At 71.7% G+C, this 18,559-nt stretch carries 14 protein-coding genes; 8 read left to right on the top strand and 6 right to left on the bottom strand.

The features are described from left to right. Positions 1–137 precede the first annotated feature (137 nt). The gene (locus ACZ4EF_RS27535) at positions 138–983 is read left to right on the top strand and encodes an HAD family hydrolase (RefSeq protein WP_355346325.1); all 846 of its coding nucleotides are present in this window, start codon (positions 138–140) and stop codon (positions 981–983) included. A 327-nt stretch (positions 984–1,310) separates the two neighbouring features. On the opposite strand, the gene ACZ4EF_RS27530 is transcribed toward ACZ4EF_RS27535, so the two are convergent. Next, a complete protein-coding gene (locus ACZ4EF_RS27530; protein ID WP_355346152.1) occupies positions 1,311–2,168 on the bottom strand; it encodes a Fic family protein in 858 nt (285 codons plus the stop codon). 106 nt (positions 2,169–2,274) lie between these two features. Here ACZ4EF_RS27530 and ACZ4EF_RS27525 point away from each other — a divergent pair, with 106 nt between their 5' ends. Next, complete coding sequence (locus tag ACZ4EF_RS27525; protein ID WP_467506740.1) at positions 2,275–3,348, top strand: ATP-binding protein; 1,074 nt, start codon at positions 2,275–2,277, stop codon at positions 3,346–3,348. On the opposite strand, the gene ACZ4EF_RS27520 is transcribed toward ACZ4EF_RS27525, so the two are convergent. Further along, positions 3,329–4,651: a polysaccharide deacetylase family protein gene (locus ACZ4EF_RS27520; protein WP_467506738.1), complete on the bottom strand. Its 1,323-nt coding sequence runs from the start codon at positions 4,649–4,651 to the stop codon at positions 3,329–3,331. The two genes, ACZ4EF_RS27525 and ACZ4EF_RS27520, sit on opposite strands and share 20 nt — an antisense overlap. A 242-nt stretch (positions 4,652–4,893) precedes the next feature. Between ACZ4EF_RS27520 and ACZ4EF_RS27515 the strand changes: the two genes are divergently transcribed. The 6 genes from ACZ4EF_RS27515 (at position 4,894) to ACZ4EF_RS27490 (ending at position 12,863) form a co-directional block, all read left to right on the top strand. Then, positions 4,894–7,122 (top strand): bifunctional SulP family inorganic anion transporter/carbonic anhydrase, encoded by a 2,229-nt coding sequence (locus tag ACZ4EF_RS27515; protein ID WP_467506736.1) that lies wholly within the window; start codon positions 4,894–4,896, stop codon positions 7,120–7,122. 87 nt (positions 7,123–7,209) lie between these two features. Next, positions 7,210–9,168 carry an acetate--CoA ligase gene (gene acs, locus ACZ4EF_RS27510; RefSeq protein WP_355346164.1) on the top strand — a complete coding sequence of 653 codons (1,959 nt, stop codon included), beginning with the start codon at positions 7,210–7,212 and terminating at the stop codon, positions 9,166–9,168. 235 nt (positions 9,169–9,403) lie between these two features. Beyond that, on the top strand, positions 9,404–10,795 hold the full coding sequence (gene nhaA, locus ACZ4EF_RS27505) for a Na+/H+ antiporter NhaA (protein ID WP_467347979.1): 1,392 nt from the start codon (positions 9,404–9,406) through the stop codon (positions 10,793–10,795). Between the two features lie 45 nt (positions 10,796–10,840). Further along, positions 10,841–11,404: a phage holin family protein gene (locus tag ACZ4EF_RS27500; protein WP_355346170.1), complete on the top strand. Its 564-nt coding sequence runs from the start codon at positions 10,841–10,843 to the stop codon at positions 11,402–11,404. 13 nt (positions 11,405–11,417) lie between these two features. Next, positions 11,418–12,446: an alpha/beta fold hydrolase gene (locus tag ACZ4EF_RS27495; protein WP_391158230.1), complete on the top strand. Its 1,029-nt coding sequence runs from the start codon at positions 11,418–11,420 to the stop codon at positions 12,444–12,446. Positions 12,447–12,680: 234 nt separating this feature from the next. After that, positions 12,681–12,863, top strand: a complete 183-nt coding sequence (locus tag ACZ4EF_RS27490) for a hypothetical protein (protein WP_223187240.1) — start codon at positions 12,681–12,683, stop codon at positions 12,861–12,863. A gap of 57 nt (positions 12,864–12,920) precedes the next feature. On the opposite strand, the gene ACZ4EF_RS27485 is transcribed toward ACZ4EF_RS27490, so the two are convergent. The 4 genes from ACZ4EF_RS27485 to ACZ4EF_RS27470 form a co-directional block, all read right to left on the bottom strand. After that, positions 12,921–14,120: a MarP family serine protease gene (locus tag ACZ4EF_RS27485; protein WP_391041546.1), complete on the bottom strand. Its 1,200-nt coding sequence runs from the start codon at positions 14,118–14,120 to the stop codon at positions 12,921–12,923. 231 nt (positions 14,121–14,351) lie between these two features. Continuing rightward, positions 14,352–15,146 (bottom strand): NUDIX hydrolase, encoded by a 795-nt coding sequence (locus ACZ4EF_RS27480; protein WP_391158232.1) that lies wholly within the window; start codon positions 15,144–15,146, stop codon positions 14,352–14,354. Beyond that, positions 15,143–15,955, bottom strand: coding sequence for an endonuclease III (gene nth, locus ACZ4EF_RS27475; protein ID WP_355346183.1), 813 nt, complete (start codon positions 15,953–15,955; stop codon positions 15,143–15,145). Before nth ends, ACZ4EF_RS27480 begins: the two co-directional genes overlap by 4 nt. A 79-nt stretch (positions 15,956–16,034) precedes the next feature. Further along, on the bottom strand, positions 16,035–18,461 hold the full coding sequence (locus ACZ4EF_RS27470) for an FUSC family protein (protein WP_467347975.1): 2,427 nt from the start codon (positions 18,459–18,461) through the stop codon (positions 16,035–16,037). Positions 18,462–18,559 lie beyond the last annotated feature (98 nt).

The following is an 18,559-nucleotide window of genomic DNA, read 5'->3' as shown; positions in this document are numbered from 1 at the left end:
GAGCGGGGGTCGTCCCCACGGTCCGACTCGGGGGGGGAGGAGCCAGACCGGGTTAGCACGGTCGCGAACGATCCGTGACTTCCATGGTGTACCCGAAGCCCTTCTCAGGCAAACCCACACGCCCGAGCTTACGCCGAATGGTGGTTGCCTATGCTCGTCACGTGGAAAACCACCTGCCACCGCGCACCGCGGCGTTCTTCGATCTCGACAAGACCGTGATCGCCAAGTCCAGCACGCTCGCCTTCGGGCGCTCCTTCTACCAGGGCGGTCTCATCAACAGACGTGCGGTATTGCGTACCGCATATGCCCAGTTCGTGTACTTGGTCGGTGGCGCGGATCACGACCAGATGGAAGGTATGCGCAAATACCTCTCCGAGCTGTGCCGGGGCTGGAATGTCCAGCAGGTGCGCGAGATCGTGGCGGAGACGCTGCATGACCTGATCGACCCGATCATCTACGACGAGGCGGCCTCGCTGATCGAGGAGCACCACGCCGCGGGCCGCGACGTGGTGATCGTCAGCGCCTCCGGCTCCGAGGTGGTCCAGCCGATCGGCGCGATGCTGGGTGCCGACCATGTCGTAGCCACACGGATGGTCGTGGAGGACGGCGCGTACAACGGGGAGATCGAGCACTACGTCTACGGTCCCGCAAAAGCGGACGCCATCGCCGAGCTGGCGAAGTCGGAGGGCTACGACCTGGAGCGGTCCTTCGCGTACAGCGATTCGGTGACCGACATCCCGATGCTGGAGTCGGTCGGTCATCCGTACGCGGTCAATCCCGACCGGGCGCTGCGCAAGGAGGCCGTCTCACGTGACTGGCCAGTGCTGACTTTCAGCCGTCCCGTGCGGCTGAGGCAGCGGATTCCGTCGCTGTCGATGCCGCCCCGGCCGGTGCTCGCGGCGGCGGCCGTGGGGGCGGCGGCCGCGACGGCCGGGCTGGTGTGGCTGGCGTCCCGACGCCGTCGGCCCGCCCTTATGTCCTGATTGATCCCAAAAGTAAAGAAGTCGGGCGAGGGGTTCCCCTGCGCCTCCCACGGCGGTACAAAGGACGTAGCGGCCCGCGAGACCACGGAGTTCCGAGAGGAAGACCGCAGTTCACAGCACCAGGCCCCACGGACCGAGCATGGAAGTCAGGCACCCACGCGGAGCCGACCCGCTTATCGGGCCAGCCGCACCAGGTGACGGGCGAAGATCCCGGCCTGATCGGCAATTACCGTGCACGCACTGGTAACTTGACGGACATGGCAGCGGCGGCACCTCAAGGTGCCGCCGCATCTCTTTTCAGCCACCACACATCCGGCGGTCGACCGCTCAGGCGGCGCCCCGCTGAAGCGCTTCGCACACCGCGACACTTTCGCGGACCCCGAGTTCCAGTGCCCGCCCGCAATGGCTGATCCACTGGACCATGCCTTCCGGAGTACCGGACGCGTATCCCTCCAGCGCCTTGAGATAACCGGCCCGGCCCAACTCCGCGTGACCGACCTCGGCCGGACAGATCGACTTCGGGTCGAGACCGCTGCCGACCAGCACGATCCGCTCGGCGGCCCGCGCGACCGGCCCGTTGAAGGAGCCGAAGGGCCGCAGGCACAGCAATTCGCCGTGCACGACCGCGCCGACGACCAGGGCGGGCGCGTCGGTGCCCGCCCGCAGCAGGCCGGTCAGACCGTCCAGCCGGGCGGCGACCTCGGCGGGGTCGGGCAGCGGGATCTCGGCGATCTCGACCAGCGGCTCGTCCACCGGCTCCCCCGCCCGCCGCGGGCGGCCGACCGTCGGCTCGTCCGCCACTCCGCCCGCCGCCACCAGGTGCAGCCGGGCGAGCGCCTGCACGGGCGACTGCCGCCAGACACTGAGCAGTTGACCGGCCTCGGCGGTCAGCCGCAGCGCCGCGCCGACCGTACGCGCCTGCTCGTCGGCCGAGAAGTCGCTGCGCCTGCGCACCTCCTCCAGCGGCCAGTCGGCGCCGGCCAGCGCCGCGGACCCGCGGGCACCGCGCAGCGCCGCCTCCGATGTGACCTCGGTGGAGCGGCGCCGCATCACCCGGTGCCCGTAGACCTTGTCCACCGCCTGCCGTACGGCGTCCACCGATTCGGGTACACCCGGCAGCGCGCCGAGGACAGCCATCGGGTCCGTCCGACCGGCGGCGGGAGCGGGATCAGCGTTCGTAGCCATGGTTCCGACCCTAGCCACCCCCCAACCCGCGGAACGACCCCGAAAGAGTGGCCTTCCCCACTCCAAACGCTCACGATCCGTATCCGTGCCGCTACTCTTGGCGAACATGAAGATCGCTTTCGTCGGGAAGGGCGGCAGCGGCAAGACCACGCTGTCCTCCCTCTTCATCCGCCATCTCGCCGCCTCCCGCGTACCGGTCGTCGCGATCGACGCGGACATCAACCAGCACCTCGGCCCGGCGCTCGGGCTGGTGGAGGACGACGCCGCCGCGCTGCCCGCGCTCGGCGCGCACCTGCCGGAGATCAAGGAATACCTGCGCGGCGCCAACCCCCGGATCGCCTCCGCCGAGACCATGATCAAGACCACCCCGCCCGGCCACGGATCCCGGTTGCTGCGGCTGGTCGAGGACAACCCCGTCTACGCGGCCTGCGCGCGCACCGTGCACCTGGACCGAGGCCACGGAGACGACGGGGACTCAGAGAGCGCCGGGAACACCGGGGGCGACACCGCGCGGCTGATGGTCACCGGCCCCTTCAACGAGTCCGATCTCGGCGTCGCCTGCTACCACTCCAAGGTCGGCGCGGTCGAACTCTGCCTGAACCACCTGGTGGACGGCCGCGACGAATACCTGGTCGTGGACATGACGGCGGGCAGCGACTCCTTCGCCTCCGGTATGTTCACCCGCTTCGACATGACGTTCCTGGTCGCCGAGCCGACCCGCAAGGGTGTGGCCGTCTACCGCCAGTACAAGGAGTACGCCCGCGACTTCGGCGTGGATCTCGCGGTCGTCGGCAACAAGGTGCGGGACGCGGACGACCTGGCCTTCCTGCGCGCCGAGGTCGGCGACGACCTGCTGGTCACCGTCGGGCACTCGGACTGGGTGCGCGCGATGGAGAAGGGCAGGCCGCCGCGGTTCGCGCGGCTGGAGGAGGACAACCGCCGCGCGCTGCGCACGCTGCACGAACGGGCGGACGCCACGTATGAGCGCAGGGACTGGGCGCGCTACACCCAGCAGATGGTGCACTTCCACCTCAAGAACGCGGAGAGCTGGGGAAACGCGAAGACGGGCGCCGACCTGGCGGCGCAGGTCGACCCCGACTTCGTACTCGGCGAACGGGAACGGGAACAGCACGAGCAGTTGCCCCGCCCCGCTGCGGCCGCTAGCGCACAGCCGGCCTGATCCGCTCGGGACCGCCCGCCGTCGCGGCGGCGGGCGCTCCGCCCATGAAGGTGTTCCAGCCGTCCTTGGGCGCCTGGCCGACGTCCAGCGTCCGCAGCCGCGCGAGCACCGCAGGGTCCTGCGCGTCCATCCAGTCCGCGACCTGCTTGAAGCTGACGCAGCGCACGCCTTCCTTGCCGCAGACCTCCTTGACGGTGTCCTCGACGGCCTTCATGTAGACGCCGCCGTTCCAGGACTCGAAGTGGTCGCCGATGAAGAGCGGGGCGCGGTTGCCGTTGTAGGCGCGCTCGAAGGCGGCGGCCAGTCCGTCGTGCATCTGCTTGCCCCAGGCGGCCTGCTTGGCGGGGTCGCCGTGCACGGTGCCCGACTGGTTGGCGAGGAAGTTGTAGTCCATGGAGAGCGTCTCGAAGGCGCGTCCCGGCACCGGGATGTCCTGGAGCGGGAAGTCCCAGACGCCGTCGATCTTGGAGGGCCAGGTCTGCCGGCCGCCGATCGAGCTGGCGTCGTAGCGGAAGCCCGCGGCCTTGGCGGCCGGGATGAGATTGTGCTGGCCCTCCAGGCACGGGGCGCGCCCGCCGACCAGTTCCTTGCTGTAGTCGAAGGGCAGCGGGTCGAGCTTGGTGAGGCCGGAGTTGGTCTTCCAGTTCTTCACGAAGCCCTCGGCCTGCTGGATCTCGCTGGACCACTCGTCGCTCGACCAGGTGCCGACGCCGCCGTTGGGACCGCAGAAGTGGCCGTTGAAGTGGGTGCCGATCTCGCTGCCGTTCTGCCAGGCGAGGCGCAGTTCGCGCAGGGTGTCGGTGATGCCCTGGCGGTCGTTGAAGCCGATGTCGGAGGCGCCGCGCGGGTGCTTGGGCGGGGCGTAGACGTCCTTGTGGTCGCCGGGCAGCAGGTAGACGCCGCTGAGGAAGTACGTCATCGCCGCGTTGTAGCGCTCGCCGACCTCGCGGAAGTGCGAGAAGAGCTTCTGACTGTCCTCGCCCGCGCCGTCCCAGGAGAACACGACGAGCTGCGGCGGTCGCTCCCCCGGCTTGAGGCGCGCGAAGACCGGCTGATGGGGCTGCGGGCCGGTGTCGGCGGTCGAGCCGTCGCCGATGAGCCGGACGGCGTGGGGCGCCGCGGCTTCGGGGCGGGTGCCCGCGTTGCCGGGCTCGGCGCGGCCGACGGCCGGGGCGGCGCCGGGGCCGGACCCAGCGGCTGATCCGGTGCCGGAGCCCGAGCCGCCGGCGGCGGAGCACGCGACCGCGCCCGCGGCCAGCGCGGCTACGGCGAGTAGCGCCGGTGCCTTGCGCAGGGAGTGCATTCGTACCTCACATCACAGAAAAAGGGATTTGCCCAAAAAGTGACATGCGACCTTGTCGTGACCGCAACGACCTGGCCGTTTATCTGCCAATTCACTCGATAGCAGTAAATAAAGCCCCGATCAGACCTCTGGACTTCACTCTCCGCAGTCAGTCGATTACTCTCCATTTACTGACGCTTGAGAGTAGCGAGCGATAACGCTCCGCAATCACGTCCCGCCGCCCACCGAAGGAGACGGGAATTATGCAGAGAATCCACCGGTCCGATCTGTCCGCTTCGATCACGGTCTTCCTGATCGCCGTCCCGCTGTCGCTCGGCCTCGCGCTGGCGACCGGGGCGCCTCTCCAGTCCGGCCTCGTCGCCGCGGTCGTCGGCGGCATCGTCGCCGGGCTGCTCGGCGGGGCGCCCCTCCAGGTCAGCGGCGCCGCGACCAGCCTGGTCGTGGTCACCGCCGATCTCGTCCACCGCTACGGATGGCGCAGCACCTGCGCCATCACCGTGCTCGCCGGTCTCGCGCAGCTCGTGCTCGGCATGGCGCGGGTGGCCAGATCCGCGCTCGCGGTCAGTCCCGCCATCGTCCACGGCATGCTCGCGGGCATCGGTACGGTCATCGCCCTCGGCCAGCTCCATGTGGTCCTCGGCGGCAGCCCGCAGAGCTCCGCCCTCGACAACATCACCGCGCTGCCCGGCCAGTTGGCGGTCACCAACCCGGCCACACCCGCCATCGGCGCGATCACCGTGGCCGTGCTGCTCGGCTGGCGGCGGCTGAGAGGCAGGGCGGGACGGCTGCTCGGCGCGATCCCCGCGCCGCTGGCCGCGGTCGTCCTGGCCACCGCCGTAAGCGCGGGGCTGTCGCTGCCGCGGGTGAATCTGCCCGCGTGGAGCGCGCCCGTGCTGCCCACCCTGCCCTCGGGGCCGGTCCTCGGGGTGGTCGCCGCCGTGCTCACCGTCACCCTGGTCGCGAGCATGGAGTCGCTGCTGTCCGCGGTCGCCATCGACACCCTCCAGGGCCGGCGTCCGGGACCGCACGCCCCGCCGGCCAAGCTCGACCGCGAACTGCTCGGCCAGGGCGCGGCCAACATGGTGTCGGGCCTGCTCGGCGGCCTGCCGGTGGCCGGCGGCGCGATCCGCGGCTCGGCCAATGTCGAAGCGGGCGCCGTGACGCGCCGCGCCACCGTGATGCACGGCGTGTGGGTGCTGCTCTGCGCCGGGCTCGCCTCCTGGGCGCTGGAGCTGATCCCGCTGGCCGCGCTCGCCGCCCTGGTGATGCTGGTCGGCGTCCGCATGGTGAGCTTCGCGCACATCAGACACGTCCAGCGGCACCGCGAATTCCCGGTGTACGCGGCCACGCTCGGCTCCGTGGTGCTGTTCGGTGTGCTCCAGGGCGTGATCGTGGGGATCGTGGTCGCGCTGTGCCTGTCGCTGCGCCGCCTGACGCACACGCGGATCACCGTCACCGAGGAGCCGGAGTGCCACCGGGTGCGGGTCACCGGCCAGTTGACGTTCCTGGCGGTGCCCCGGCTGACCCGGGCCTTCGCCCAGGTCCCCGACGGGGCCAACGCGGTGGTGGAGCTGGACGGCTCCTTCATGGACCACGCGGCCTACGAGGCGCTGAACGCCTGGTGCGCCAGGCACCGTTCGCGCGGCGGACACGCGGCGCTCGGCGACGCGGTCGGACGGACCGTCAGCGAACCGGTGAGCGCTCACGCCTGCCGCCCCTGGACGCCGTGGCGCAACCACCACTGCACCCGCTCCGGCACCGTGCCCGCCACCAGCGGCGGTCAACTGCTCGGCGGCGTCAGCGCCTTCCAGCGCAACACCGCGCCGCTGGTCCGCGAGGAGCTGGCGCGGCTGGCCCGCGAAGGACAGCGGCCCGGCCAGCTCTTCCTCACCTGCGCGGACTCCCGGCTGGTCACCAGCATGATCACCTCAAGCGGTCCCGGTGACCTCTTCACGGTGCGCAATGTGGGCAATCTGATGCCGCCGCCCGGCTCCGACGCCTCCTGCGACTCGGTGGCCGCCGCCGTCGAGTACGCGGTGGACGTGCTCCAGGTCTCCAGCATCACGGTGTGCGGACACTCCGGCTGCGGCGCGATGCAGGCACTGCTGGGCTCCGACCACGAGCCGGGCGCGCAGACCCCGCTGGCCCGGTGGCTGCGGCACGGCCGCCCCAGCCTGGCGCGGCTCAACCGGATCGGCAGACTCGGCCGCGGCGAGGTGGCGCTGGCGGACCGGCCGGTCGCCGACGACCTCGAAAGGCTGAGCCTGGTCAATGTGATGCAGCAGCTCGAACACCTGATGGCGCACCCCTGCGTGGCGCGTCGGGTCAGCGAGGGCACGCTCCAACTGCACGGCATGTACTTCCATGTCGCGGAGGCGCAGGCGTACATCCTGGACGGTTCGACGAGTGTGTTCGCGGCGGTGGGGCCCGACGCCGCACCGGACACCGCCCGGGAGGCCGCAAAGGTCTAAACCATTTTTCGGGTAGCTATTGTCAGGGTGGCCCAGGACTGGTGAGGTAGTGCTGGGACATGTGGGACACCCTGACAAGGAGCTGGCGTGAGCAGCAACGAGAGCCTGGCCAACCTGCTGAAGGAGGAGCGGCGGTTCGCTCCCCCGGCCGAACTGGCGGCGTCCGCCAACGTCACGGCGGACGCGTACGAGCAGGCGGCGGCCGACCGGCTGGGGTTCTGGGCCGAGCAGGCCCGCCGTCTGACCTGGGCCACCGAGCCCACGCAGACCCTGGACTGGTCGAACCCGCCGTTCGCGAAGTGGTTCGCCGACGGTGAGCTGAATGTCGCGTACAACTGCGTCGACCGCCATGTGGAAGCCGGGAACGGCGACCGGGTCGCCATCCACTTCGAGGGCGAGCCCGGTGACAGCCGCAGCATCACCTACGCGGAGCTGAAGGACGAGGTCTCCCGCGCCGCCAACGCGCTGACCGAGCTGGGCGTCGAGAAGGGCGACCGGGTCGCGGTCTACCTGCCGATGATCCCCGAGGCCGTCATCGCGATGCTGGCCTGCGCCCGGATCGGCGCCGCGCACTCGGTGGTCTTCGGCGGCTTCTCCGCCGACGCCGTCGCGTCCCGGATCGCCGACGCCGACGCCAAGCTCGTCATCACCTCCGACGGCGGCTACCGGCGCGGCAAGCCGTCCGCGCTCAAGCCCGCCATCGACGACGCCGTCTCCCGCTCCCCGCAGGTCACCAACGTCCTGGTGGTGCGCCGCACCGGCCAGGACGTGGAGTGGACCGAGGGCCGGGACGTGTGGTGGCACGAGATCACCGCGCGCCAGTCCGCGGAGCACACCGCGCAGCCCTTCGACGCCGAGCACCCGCTGTTCATCCTCTACACCTCCGGCACCACCGGTAAGCCCAAGGGCATCCTGCACACCTCGGGCGGCTACCTCACCCAGGCCAGCTACACCCACCACGCGGTCTTCGACCTCAAGCCGGAGACCGACGTCTACTGGTGCACCGCCGACATCGGCTGGGTCACCGGTCACTCGTACATCGTCTACGGCCCGCTCTCCAACGGCGCCACCCAGGTGATCTACGAGGGCACGCCGGACACCCCGCACCAGGGCCGGTTCTGGGAGATCGTGCAGAAGTACGGCGTCACGCTGCTCTACACCGCGCCCACCGCGATCCGTACGTTCATGAAGTGGGGCGACGACATCCCCGCGAAGTTCGACCTGACGAGCCTGCGCGTGCTGGGCAGCGTCGGCGAGCCGATCAACCCCGAGGCGTGGGTCTGGTACCGCGAGCACATCGGCGGCGGCAGGACCCCGATCGTGGACACCTGGTGGCAGACCGAGACCGGCGCCATGATGATCTCCCCGCTGCCCGGCGTCACCGAGACCAAGCCCGGCTCCGCGCAGCGCGCGCTGCCCGGCATCGCGGCGACCGTGGTGGACGACGAGGCCAACGAGGTGCCGGACGGCTCCGGCGGCTACCTGGTCCTCACCGAGCCGTGGCCGTCGATGCTCCGCACCATCTGGGGCGACGACCAGCGCTACATCGACACCTACTGGTCCCGTTTCCCCGGCCGCTACTTCGCGGGCGACGGCGCCAAGAAGGACGAGGACGGCGACATCTGGCTGCTCGGCCGGGTCGACGACGTCATGCTCGTCTCGGGCCACAACATCTCCACCACCGAGGTCGAGTCGGCGCTGGTCTCGCACCCGAAGGTCGCCGAGTCCGCCGTCGTCGGCGCCGCCGACGCCACCACCGGGCAGGCCATCGTGGCGTTCGTCATCCTGCGCGGCACCGCGGAGGACAGCGCGGACCTCGCGGGCGCGCTGCGCGACCACGTCGGCAAGGCGCTCGGCCCGATCGCCAAGCCCAAGCGGATCCTCATCGTCAACGAGCTGCCCAAGACCCGCTCCGGCAAGATCATGCGCCGCCTGCTGCGCGACGTCGCGGAGAACCGCGAGCTGGGCGACGTCACCACCCTCACCGACTCCACGGTGATGGACCTCATCCAGAGCAAGCTGCCGAGCGCGCCCAGCGAGGACTGACACCCCCGGCCCCAGCACACCCGGCGCGGCCACACCCGCGCGACCACACCCGTGAGGGGCGCCCCGGCAACCACCGGGACGCCCCTCACACGTTCGGGTTAGGCTGACACCACATCGCGGCAGGATCGCGACAAAACTTAAGGGCGCGCCGGGAAGTCTGGTCGGCACACGGGACACCTGTGTCCGCAGCCAGCCGCACCCGCCCAGGAGGCCGCCCCCATGACCGAGTACCCGCGTGACTGAGCAACCGCGCCGTCGCGCCGACACCGTCCTCGGACGGCTGCCGCTCCCGGAACGCACCTTCGTCCTGGACGCGCTGCGCGCGGAGACCGTCGGCGGAGTCCTGCTCCTGGTGGCCGCCGTGGTGGCGCTGGTCTGGGCGAACACCCTGCACCACAGCTACGAGAGCGTCAGCCACTTCCACTTCGGCGTCTCCACGCTCGGCCTCGACCTGTCCGTCGCGCACTGGGCGGCGGACGGCCTGCTCGCCGTCTTCTTCTTCGTGGCGGGCATCGAGCTGAAGCGCGAACTGGTCGCGGGCGAGCTGCGCACCCCCTCGGCCGCCGCGCTCCCGGTGATCGCGGCCGTGTGCGGCATGGCGGTCCCCGCGATCTTCTACACCGTCGTCAGCGCCACCGGCGGCGGCTCCCTCAAGGGCTGGGCCGTCCCCACCGCCACCGACATCGCCTTCGCGCTCGCGGTCCTCGCCGTCATCGGCACCGCCCTGCCCGCCGCGCTGCGCGCCTTCCTGCTCACCCTCGCCGTCGTCGACGACCTCTTCGCCATCCTGATCATCGCCGTCTTCTTCACCTCCTCGATCAACTACGCCGCGCTCGGCGGAGCGGCGGCCGGGCTGGTCGTCTTCTGGCTGCTGCTGCGCTCGGGAGTACGCGGCTGGTACGTGTACGTGCCGCTGGCGCTGGTCATCTGGGGCCTGATGTACAACAGCGGCGTGCACGCCACCATCGCGGGCGTCGCCATGGGCCTGATGCTGCGCTGCACCAGGCGCGAGGGTGAGCGCGAATCTCCCGGCGAGCACATCGAGCACCTGGTGCGGCCGATCTCGGCGGGCCTTGCCGTACCGCTGTTCGCCCTGTTCTCGGCCGGGGTCGCGGTCTCGGGCGGCTCGCTGCGCGATGTGTTCACCAAGCCCGAGACGCTCGGTGTGCTGATCGGACTGGTGGCCGGAAAGATCGTCGGCGTGTTCGGCGGCACCTGGCTGGCGGCCCGCTTCACCCGGGCGCGGCTCAACGCCGACCTCAAATGGCCCGACGTCCTGGCGGTCGCCTCGCTCGCCGGGATCGGCTTCACAGTCTCCCTGCTGATCGGCGAACTCGCCTTCAAGGACGACGCGCTGCTCGCCGACGAGGCGAAGGCCGCCGTCCTGGTCGGCTCGCTGCTCTCCGCGGTGCTGGCGACGATTCTGCTGAAGCTGCGGAACAACAAATACCGCGCCTTGTGCGACGAGGAGGAGCGCGACGAGGACGGCGACGGGGTCCCCGACGTGTACGAGCAGGACCAGCCCGCCTACCACCTGCGGATGGCCGAGATCCTGGAACGGAAGGCCGCGGAACACCGCAGGCTCGCCCGTCTGGCCGGGGGCGACGGCGGAGATGACTCCGGCTGAGGCATGATCTGACGGAACGACAACGATTTGACGACGGAGGACGCAATGAGCGCAGCCCACGACGACGACGGGCGCAGCCTCGGCCAGTTGTTCGCCTCCGCCACGGCGGATGTCTCCGCCCTGGTGCACGACGAGATCGCCCTCGTCAAGGTGGAACTGCGGCAGGACGTGAAGCGGGCGCTGTTCGGCAGCGGCGCGATCGGTGTCGCCCTGACCCTGGCCTTCTTCGCCATGCCGATGTTCAGCATGGCCGCCGCGTACGGCATCCACGCGCTCGGGATCACCCTGGGGTGGTCGTTCCTGATCGTCGCCGGGGCGTACGTGCTGATCGCCGCGCTCCTCGGCCTGATCGCGTACGGCCGGTTCAAGAAGGTGAAGAAGCCGGAGCGCTCCATCGAGTCGGCCAAGCAGACCGCCGCGGTGATGAAGAACGCGAAGCCGCACCCGCGTCCGCAGGACACGGCCACGAGTCTGGACAAGGCCGCCGCCAAGCCCGCGCTGCCCCGCGCGGACAGGGACGCGGGACGCGGCGGCGTCCGGGATTCGGTGTCCGGCGCCGGGCCGGATTCGATGGCCGGTTCGACCAGAGCACCCGACCTGAAGATGTGACACTCTCTCCACCATGAGGGTCGTCGGCAGGTCGGGCAGTGCCACGGGAAACGACAGCGGAAGCGGTTCGGGAGAAGAGTCGCGGAACGGCTCGGGGAACGGGCCGGGAACCGGGCCGTCAGGTGCGGGCGGCGGCGGTTCCGTCCCCCGCCTCGAAGGGCCGTGGACCCACCGTGACGTGGCCGCGAACGGCGCCCGCTTCCACATCGCCGAGATGGGCGACGGCCCGCTCGTCCTCCTGCTGCATGGCTTCCCGCAGTTCTGGTGGACCTGGCGGCACCAACTGCCCGCACTCGCCGAGGCCGGTTTCCGCGCGGTGGCGATGGACCTGCGCGGGGTGGGCGGCAGCGACCGTACGCCGCGCGGTTACGACGCGGGCAACCTCGCGCTCGACGTCACCGGGGTGATCCGGTCGCTGGGCGAGCCGGACGCCGCGCTGGTCGGCCACGACCTCGGCGGCTACCTGGCGTGGACGGCCGCGACGATGCGGCCCAAGCTCGTACGCCGCCTCGCGGTCGAGTCGATGCCGCACCCGCGCCGCTGGCGCAACGCGATGCTGACCGATCTGCGGCACAGCAAGTCGGGCGCCTACATCTGGGGCTTTCAGTCGCCCTGGCTGCCGGAGCGTCACCTGGTGGCGGACCACGCGGAGTTGGTCGGCCGGCTGATCCACCAGTGGTCGGGGCCGCGGCTGCCGGACGACGAGGCCGTGGACGTCTATCGGCGCGCGATGCAGATCCCCTCGACGGCGCATTGCGCGGTCGAGCCGTACCGCTGGATGGTGCGGTCGATGGCGCGGCCCGACGGCATCCAGTTCAACCGGCGGATGAAGCGGCCGGTCCGGGTGCCGACGCTGCACCTGCACGGCTCGCTCGACCCGGCGATCCGCAGCCGCAGCGCGGCGGGCAGCGGGGAGTACGTCGAGGCGCCGTACCGCTGGCGGCTCTTCGACGGCCTGGGGCACTTCCCGCACGAGGAGGACCCGGCCGCGTTCTCGACCGAGCTGATCAACTGGCTGAAGGACCCGGAGCCGGACCGCTGAGCCGTACGCTCCCGACGGGCCCAAGCCGCCGCCTCCGCACGGCCTCGCGCCGTAACTGACTCACCCTCAGCGAGGCTCTGACCCGCCATCAGGTGTCCCTCTGCCAGCGCGCCCGCCCCGTACGCATCAGGCGTCCGCGTGTCGGTCATATGATCCGCAAAATGCCGGACGCATACGCCAACCGGGCGACCGAAGGGCGATTACCGACCAAGGGCTGCGGGCACTTAGCTTCGTATGGGTTGGACGCACGACTACCGTGACGTATCACGCAATCGCCGTAACACTTCCGTCTCCGTCAACAGCGGGGCGCCCTTGGCCGTGCTCCCGCCGGGGGAGCCCCAGATCGGAATCCCGCGCATCCTGCGGCGCCGGGCCCGCTGGGTCGGCGCCCGGCTGCGGCACGCCAGGGCGCAGTGACCGCCCGGCCGACGGACGGCCCGGCCGACAGGTACGCCGGGCCGGCCGTCGGTCACCTCACAGCGCGCAGTTCTCCGTGTCGACCTGCTGGCTCGCCGCCCTGCCCGCCGCGATGTCCGGGCGGATCTCGTCGGCGGTGAGCGCGTAACCGGTGTTCGAGTCGTCGAGTGACTTGGCGAAGACGACGCCCGCCACCTGCCCGTTCGTGGTGAGCAGCGGGCCGCCGGAGTTGCCCTGGCGGACGGTCGCGTACAGCGAGTAGACGTCGCGGTGGACGGTGCCGCGGTGGTAGATGTCCGGGCCGTTGGCCTCGATACGGCCGCGGACGCGGGCGGCGCGTACGTCGAAGGCGCCGTTCTCCGGGAAACCGGCCACGATGGCGTCGTCGCGGGACTGTACGTCGCCGCTGGTGAACGTGAGCGCCGGCGCGTTCAGGCGCGGCACGTCCAGGACGGCGATGTCGCGCTGCCAGTCGTAGAGGACCACGCGGGCGTCGTACAGGCGGCCCTTGCCGCCGATCTGCACGGTGGGCTCGGAGACGCCGCCGACGACGTGCGCGTTGGTCATCACGCGGTCCTTGGCGAAGACGAAGCCGGACCCTTCGAGGACCTTCCCGCAGCCCGACGCCGTGCCGACGATCTTGACGATGCTGCGGCGGGCGTCGGTGACGACGGCGCTGTGCACGAGGTTCGGGTCGGGAGGGGGCACCGAGGTGATCGGCTCGGACCCGAAGGGCCCGAAGACCTGCGGCAGGCCGTTCTGCGCGAGGGTGGAGCTGAAGTCGGTGAACCAGGTGTCGGCTTCCTGCGGCACCACCCTGGAGACGCCGAGCAGCACCTTGGACGAGCGCACCTCGCGGCCTATCGTCGGCAGCGCCGTGGTGGCCAGCGCGCTGCCGATCAGCCAGGCCACCAGCAGCATGGCGAGCACATTGACCAGCGCGCCGCCGCCCGCGTCGATGGCGCGGGCGGGCGACCACGTGATGCGGGTCCTGAGCTTGTTGCCCAGGTGCGTGGTGAACGCCTGCCCCACCGACGCGCACACGATGACGACCACCACGGCGGTGATCACCGCGACCGAGCCCGGCGAGGAGTGGTCCGTCGCCTTGTCCCAGAACAGCGGCAGCAGATAGATCGCGGCGAGACCGCCGCCGAGGAAGCCGACCACCGACATGACTCCGACGACGAAGCCCTGCCGGTAACCGACCACGGCGAACCAGACGGCGGCGAGGATGAGCAGAAAGTCCAGCACGTTCACCTGGACACGGTCTCATGGCCGCCCCGCCCGACGGCACCGTACGGCCCAGGTGACCTGCGCGGTACGGCCGATGACCGGCACCAGGAGGCCGAACTCGCCCCGGACACGCACTGGACACCCCTCGACGGAGCCCCGGCACGCGCCCCCGAGGACCGCCGTACGTGCCCCGGCACGCGCCCCCGAGGACCGCCGTACGAGCCCCGCAGAGGCGGGGTACGGCGCGGACACGCCCTAGGCGAGCGGCACCTTGCGGTCGCGGTCCCAGGGCCGCTCCCAGCCCGCGAACTGCACGATTCTGTCGATCAGCCCCGCGGTGAAACCCCAGACCAGCGCGCCTTCGACCAGGAAGGCCGGGCCGAGGAAGCCGCTGGGGTGGGTCAGGGTCGCGCGGTTGGCGGGGTCGGTGAGATCGGCCACAGGCACCCGGAAGACGCGCGCGGTCTCGGCCGGGTCGACCACGCCGACCGGGGTGGGCCTGCGCCACCAGCCGAGCACGGGGGTCACGACGAAGCCGCTGACCGGGATGTAGAGCCGCGGCAGCACGCCGAAGACCTGGACGCCCGTCGGGTCGAGGCCGGTCTCCTCCTCGGCCTCGCGCAGCGCGGCGCGCACCGGCCCGTCGCCGTCCGGGTCGCCGTCCTCGGGGTCGAGGGCGCCGCCGGGGAAGGAGGGCTGGCCCGCGTGCGAACGCAGCGCCCTCGACCGCTCGATGAGCAGCATCTCGGGGCCCCGGTCGCCGTCCCCGAACAGGATCAGGACGGCGGACTGCCGCCCGCCGCCCTCGGGCGGCAGAAAGCTGCTGAGCTGTTCCGGCCGGACCCCGGCGACGGCGTCGGCCACCGGTTCGAGCCACCGCGGCAGCCCGGCCGTGCTGATCTCGACCCCGGTGCCTTCTCCGGCATCGGCGCCGAAGCCGGCTCGCGCGTCGGCGCCGAGGCCCGCTCGCGGGTCCGTGCCGAAGCCCGCGCCCGTCTCCGGCCCGGCACCCGTGTCCGCTCCGGTGCCCGCCCCCCGCGCGTGGGTCATGAGGCCGCCAGCGGGGGCGCGGGCTGGCCCGGGTAGTCCGGCGGGGGCTTCAGGCGCTGTCCGGGGGCGCCGCCCTTCTCGTACTTGAGCAGCTTCTCCGCCTTCTCCGGGTCCGTCTCGCCCTCGCCGTAGGCCGGGCAGAGCGGGGCGATCGGGCAGGCGCCGCAGGCGGGCTTGCGGGCGTGGCAGATACGGCGGCCGTGGAAGACGACGCGGTGCGACAGCATCGTCCAGTCCGACTTCGGGAAGAGCCCGGCGACGTCCTCCTCGACCTTCTCCGGGTCCTGCGACTCGGTCCAGCCGAAGCGGCGGGCGAGGCGGCCGAAGTGGGTGTCCACGGTGATGCCGGGGACACCGAAGGCGTTGCCGAGTACGACATTGGCCGTCTTGCGGCCGACGCCCGGCAGGGTCACCAGGTCCTCGAGACGGCCGGGCACCTCACCGCCGAACCGGTCCCGCAGCGCCGCCGAGAGCCCCTGCACGGACTTCGCCTTGGCGCGGAAGAAGCCCGTCGGGCGCAGGATCTGCTCCAGCGTCTCGGGGTCGGCCACCGCCATGTCCTCGGGCGTCGGGTACTTCGCGAACAGCGCGGGCGTCGTCTGGTTCACCCGCAGGTCCGTGGTCTGCGCGGACAGCACCGTGGCGACCAGGAGCTGGAAGGGATTCTCGAAGTCCAGCTCTGGATGCGCGTACGGATAAACCTCCGCCAGCTCGCGGTTGATCCGCCGCGCCTGCCGTACCAGTCCCGCATGCGTCTGCGCGACCTTCGCCTTCTTGATCTTCTTGACCACCGCACCACTCGTCGCCATGCCGCCAGCCTACGGGCCGCCGCCGACACAGGGCGCCACAACGATCGGGGCGCGGCGTCGCGTGGCCGGGACCGGCGGCTCAGGGGCGGCGGGGCGCGCCGTCACCGGCCGCGCCGGACGCGTGCGGGAGGTCGTCCCCCGGTCCGGGGCGCTCCCCCGCGGCACCCGCCGTCACGCCGTGCGGCCTGTCCGGTACGGGCCCGGCGGCATGCGAGCCGGTGACGATCCGCGAAGTGTCGGCGAGGCCCGCGCCGCGCCCGGTGAAGCCGCGGCCGACGCCGTGTCCCGGCGGGAGTACGGCCAGCTCGTGCAGGAGCTGCCGCAGCCGCAGCAACGGCCTGGTGACCGGCGGCAGCACCGTACCGGCGGCGGGGAGCCTGGTCAGGAGCGCCGCGTCGGCGGTACGCAGGGCGCGGGCGACCTCGGCCGCGGGCCGGCCCTGCGGGGCGGGCGCGAGCGCCAGGGCGGTGGCCGCGTGGCCGAGCGCGCGGCTGGCCTCCGCCAGGTGCGGCGCGGGCGCGAGGCCGGGTGAGCGGCGCGGGCCGAGCGCCAGGGCCCTGGTCTGCCGGGTGACGGCCGCGTAGAGGGTGAGCCGGTGCCGTACGAGGCGCGGGTCGTTGCCCCACACCAGGGGGCGGGTCAGCGGGCGCGCCACCAGGGCGAGCTGCTGGAGGCGGTGGTCCACCACGCGCACCAGGGCGTCGAGGTCGGCGCCGTCGGGGCTTGCGGACCCGTCCTCGCGGTCGGGGCGGCCGTCGTGCTCCAGGCGCGCGGCGGCGGCGTGCATCAGCTCGCCCACGGCAGCGAAGTAGCTGCCGCGCGCGCTGCTGACGGTGTCGCGCGTGCTGGTCGGCAGGACGACCAGGGCGACCGCTATGCCGATGGCGGCGCCTATGGCGGTCTCTTCGAGGCGAAGCATCAGCAGACCGGCGGAGAACTCGTGGAGCTGGGTGTAGAGCTGCGACACCATGATCGTGACGAAGAAGATCATGGCCGCGTAGGAGAGGCTGACCAGGTAGAAGCCGCAGGACATGCTGAGCACGATGACCGCGATCACCCACAGGGTGTGGCCCGCGGTCAGGTGCGCGAGGCCGATGCCCGCGCCGAGGCCGAGCAGGGTGCCGACGACGCGGTTGGTCGCCTTGATGAAGGTCTCCGAGCGGGTGGCGGTGCCGGTGAAGGCGATGAAGGCGGCGATCACCGCCCAGTAGTAGCGGGCCTCCGACAGCTCGCGGCCGATGACGATGGCCAGGGTGCCCGCGACGGCCACCTGGATCGCCTGCCGGGTGGTCAGCGAGAGGCCGCTGAGCCGCCGCCAGCCGCCGCGCGCCGAGACACCGCCCGCGACCGCGGCGGAGCCGGGCAGCCCGCCCATGGCCAGGGTCACGGCGGGGGCGAAGTCGGCCGGGGCGTCGAGAGCGTCGTCGTGGGTGCCGTGAGCGGGACGGAGGTCGCGGCCGGGGCCGTCTGCCGCGCCTTGTGCGGTCTTCGGGCGCCGCACCTTGTGCCCGCTTCCGTTGTGGGATCGTCCGACGTCCGCCTCCGCGGCGCGCCTGACCTCCCTGACCAGCACCGTGAACTCCCAGGCGGCGGTGGCCAGGTGATAGGCGAAGCAATCGGTGGCGGGTTCGGCGCGCGCGGCCGTCACCGGGTCGTCGGAGTCGACGAGGGCGAGTACGTCCCTGGCCCGCCGTTCGGCCGCCGCGTATTCGCTGCGCGCCAGGTGCGCGGCGATGGCCGCGGCCTCGGGCGCGAGGCGCCCTCCGGTGCCCGCGAGCGCGTCGGCCGCGGTCGCCACGGCGTCCACCGCCAGATGCGCGTCCAGCGTCCTGCGGCGTACTCCGGCCGCGGACCGGCCGGGCGGCAGGGTGCCGGGGTGGGCCGACCAGCCCTCGATGACCAGCGCGGTCTCGGCGAGCCTGAGCTGGCGCGAGTGCAGCTCGCGGCGGAGCCGGGCCAGCCGCCGCACGTCCTCGGGGTCGGTCTCCAGCAGGTCGGCGCAGACCCGGGCGACGGCCCCGGCACGGGCGCCGAAGGCGCGGCGGACGCGGGTCAGCGTCCGCTGGGGGTGGGCGCGCAGCACGGTGGTGGACAGCAGCAGGACCCAGCCGGTGGCGATGCCGACGGCCGCGAGCAGGTCGGGGAGCTGCGCGAGGCGGGCGTCGAGGAAGGCGGCGAAGAAGTAGCCCATCCAGATCATGAAGCCGTAGAAGAAGTACGGCAGTCCGAAGCGGCGGATGAAGACGGCCACGAACATGACGGCGACGAAGACCGCGAGCATCGCGTCGGTGTGCCCGGCCACCGAGACGCCGATGACCATGCCGGTGCCGATGGCGACCGGGAAGAACACGGCCGTGCGGATCTTCGGCAGCACCTGGGTGCCGTCCAGCGCCATCGAGCCCATCATCGCCATGACGGTGCCCAGCAGCATGCCGACGAGGGTGCCCTGGGGACCCGCGTGCGTGGCGCGCCCGTAGCCGTACTCGATCGCCAGGGTGGTGCTCATGGCGACCGCCGCGCCGAACGCCGTGCGGAGTCTTTGCAGGCCCGGGTCCGATCCGACTATCCGGTCCCAGACCTCGCGCGTCCAGCCGCTCGACCCCA

Source organism: Streptomyces sp. NPDC025721 (assembly GCF_055558595.1).
Note: the sequence above shows the minus strand (reverse complement) of the source record. Positions and strands in the feature narration are given on the sequence as shown.

Excerpts from the sequence above, each read along its gene's own strand:
- ACZ4EF_RS27535 (WP_355346325.1), top strand. The coding sequence starts at position 138 with ATGGTGGTTGCCTATGCTCGTCACGTGGAAAACCACCTGCCACCGCGC.
- ACZ4EF_RS27495 (WP_391158230.1), top strand. The coding sequence starts at position 11,418 with ATGAGGGTCGTCGGCAGGTCGGGCAGTGCCACGGGAAACGACAGCGGA.
- ACZ4EF_RS27490 (WP_223187240.1), top strand. The coding sequence starts at position 12,681 with ATGGGTTGGACGCACGACTACCGTGACGTATCACGCAATCGCCGTAAC.
- ACZ4EF_RS27530 (WP_355346152.1), bottom strand. The coding sequence starts at position 2,168 with ATGGCTACGAACGCTGATCCCGCTCCCGCCGCCGGTCGGACGGACCCG.
- ACZ4EF_RS27520 (WP_467506738.1), bottom strand. The coding sequence starts at position 4,651 with ATGCACTCCCTGCGCAAGGCACCGGCGCTACTCGCCGTAGCCGCGCTG.
- ACZ4EF_RS27470 (WP_467347975.1), bottom strand. The coding sequence starts at position 18,461 with ATGAGCACCACCCTGGCGATCGAGTACGGCTACGGGCGCGCCACGCAC.
- ACZ4EF_RS27515 (WP_467506736.1), top strand. The coding sequence starts at position 4,894 with ATGCAGAGAATCCACCGGTCCGATCTGTCCGCTTCGATCACGGTCTTC.
- ACZ4EF_RS27500 (WP_355346170.1), top strand. The coding sequence starts at position 10,841 with ATGAGCGCAGCCCACGACGACGACGGGCGCAGCCTCGGCCAGTTGTTC.
- nth (WP_355346183.1), bottom strand. The coding sequence starts at position 15,955 with ATGGCGACGAGTGGTGCGGTGGTCAAGAAGATCAAGAAGGCGAAGGTC.
- ACZ4EF_RS27525 (WP_467506740.1), top strand. The coding sequence starts at position 2,275 with ATGAAGATCGCTTTCGTCGGGAAGGGCGGCAGCGGCAAGACCACGCTG.
- ACZ4EF_RS27480 (WP_391158232.1), bottom strand. The coding sequence starts at position 15,146 with ATGACCCACGCGCGGGGGGCGGGCACCGGAGCGGACACGGGTGCCGGG.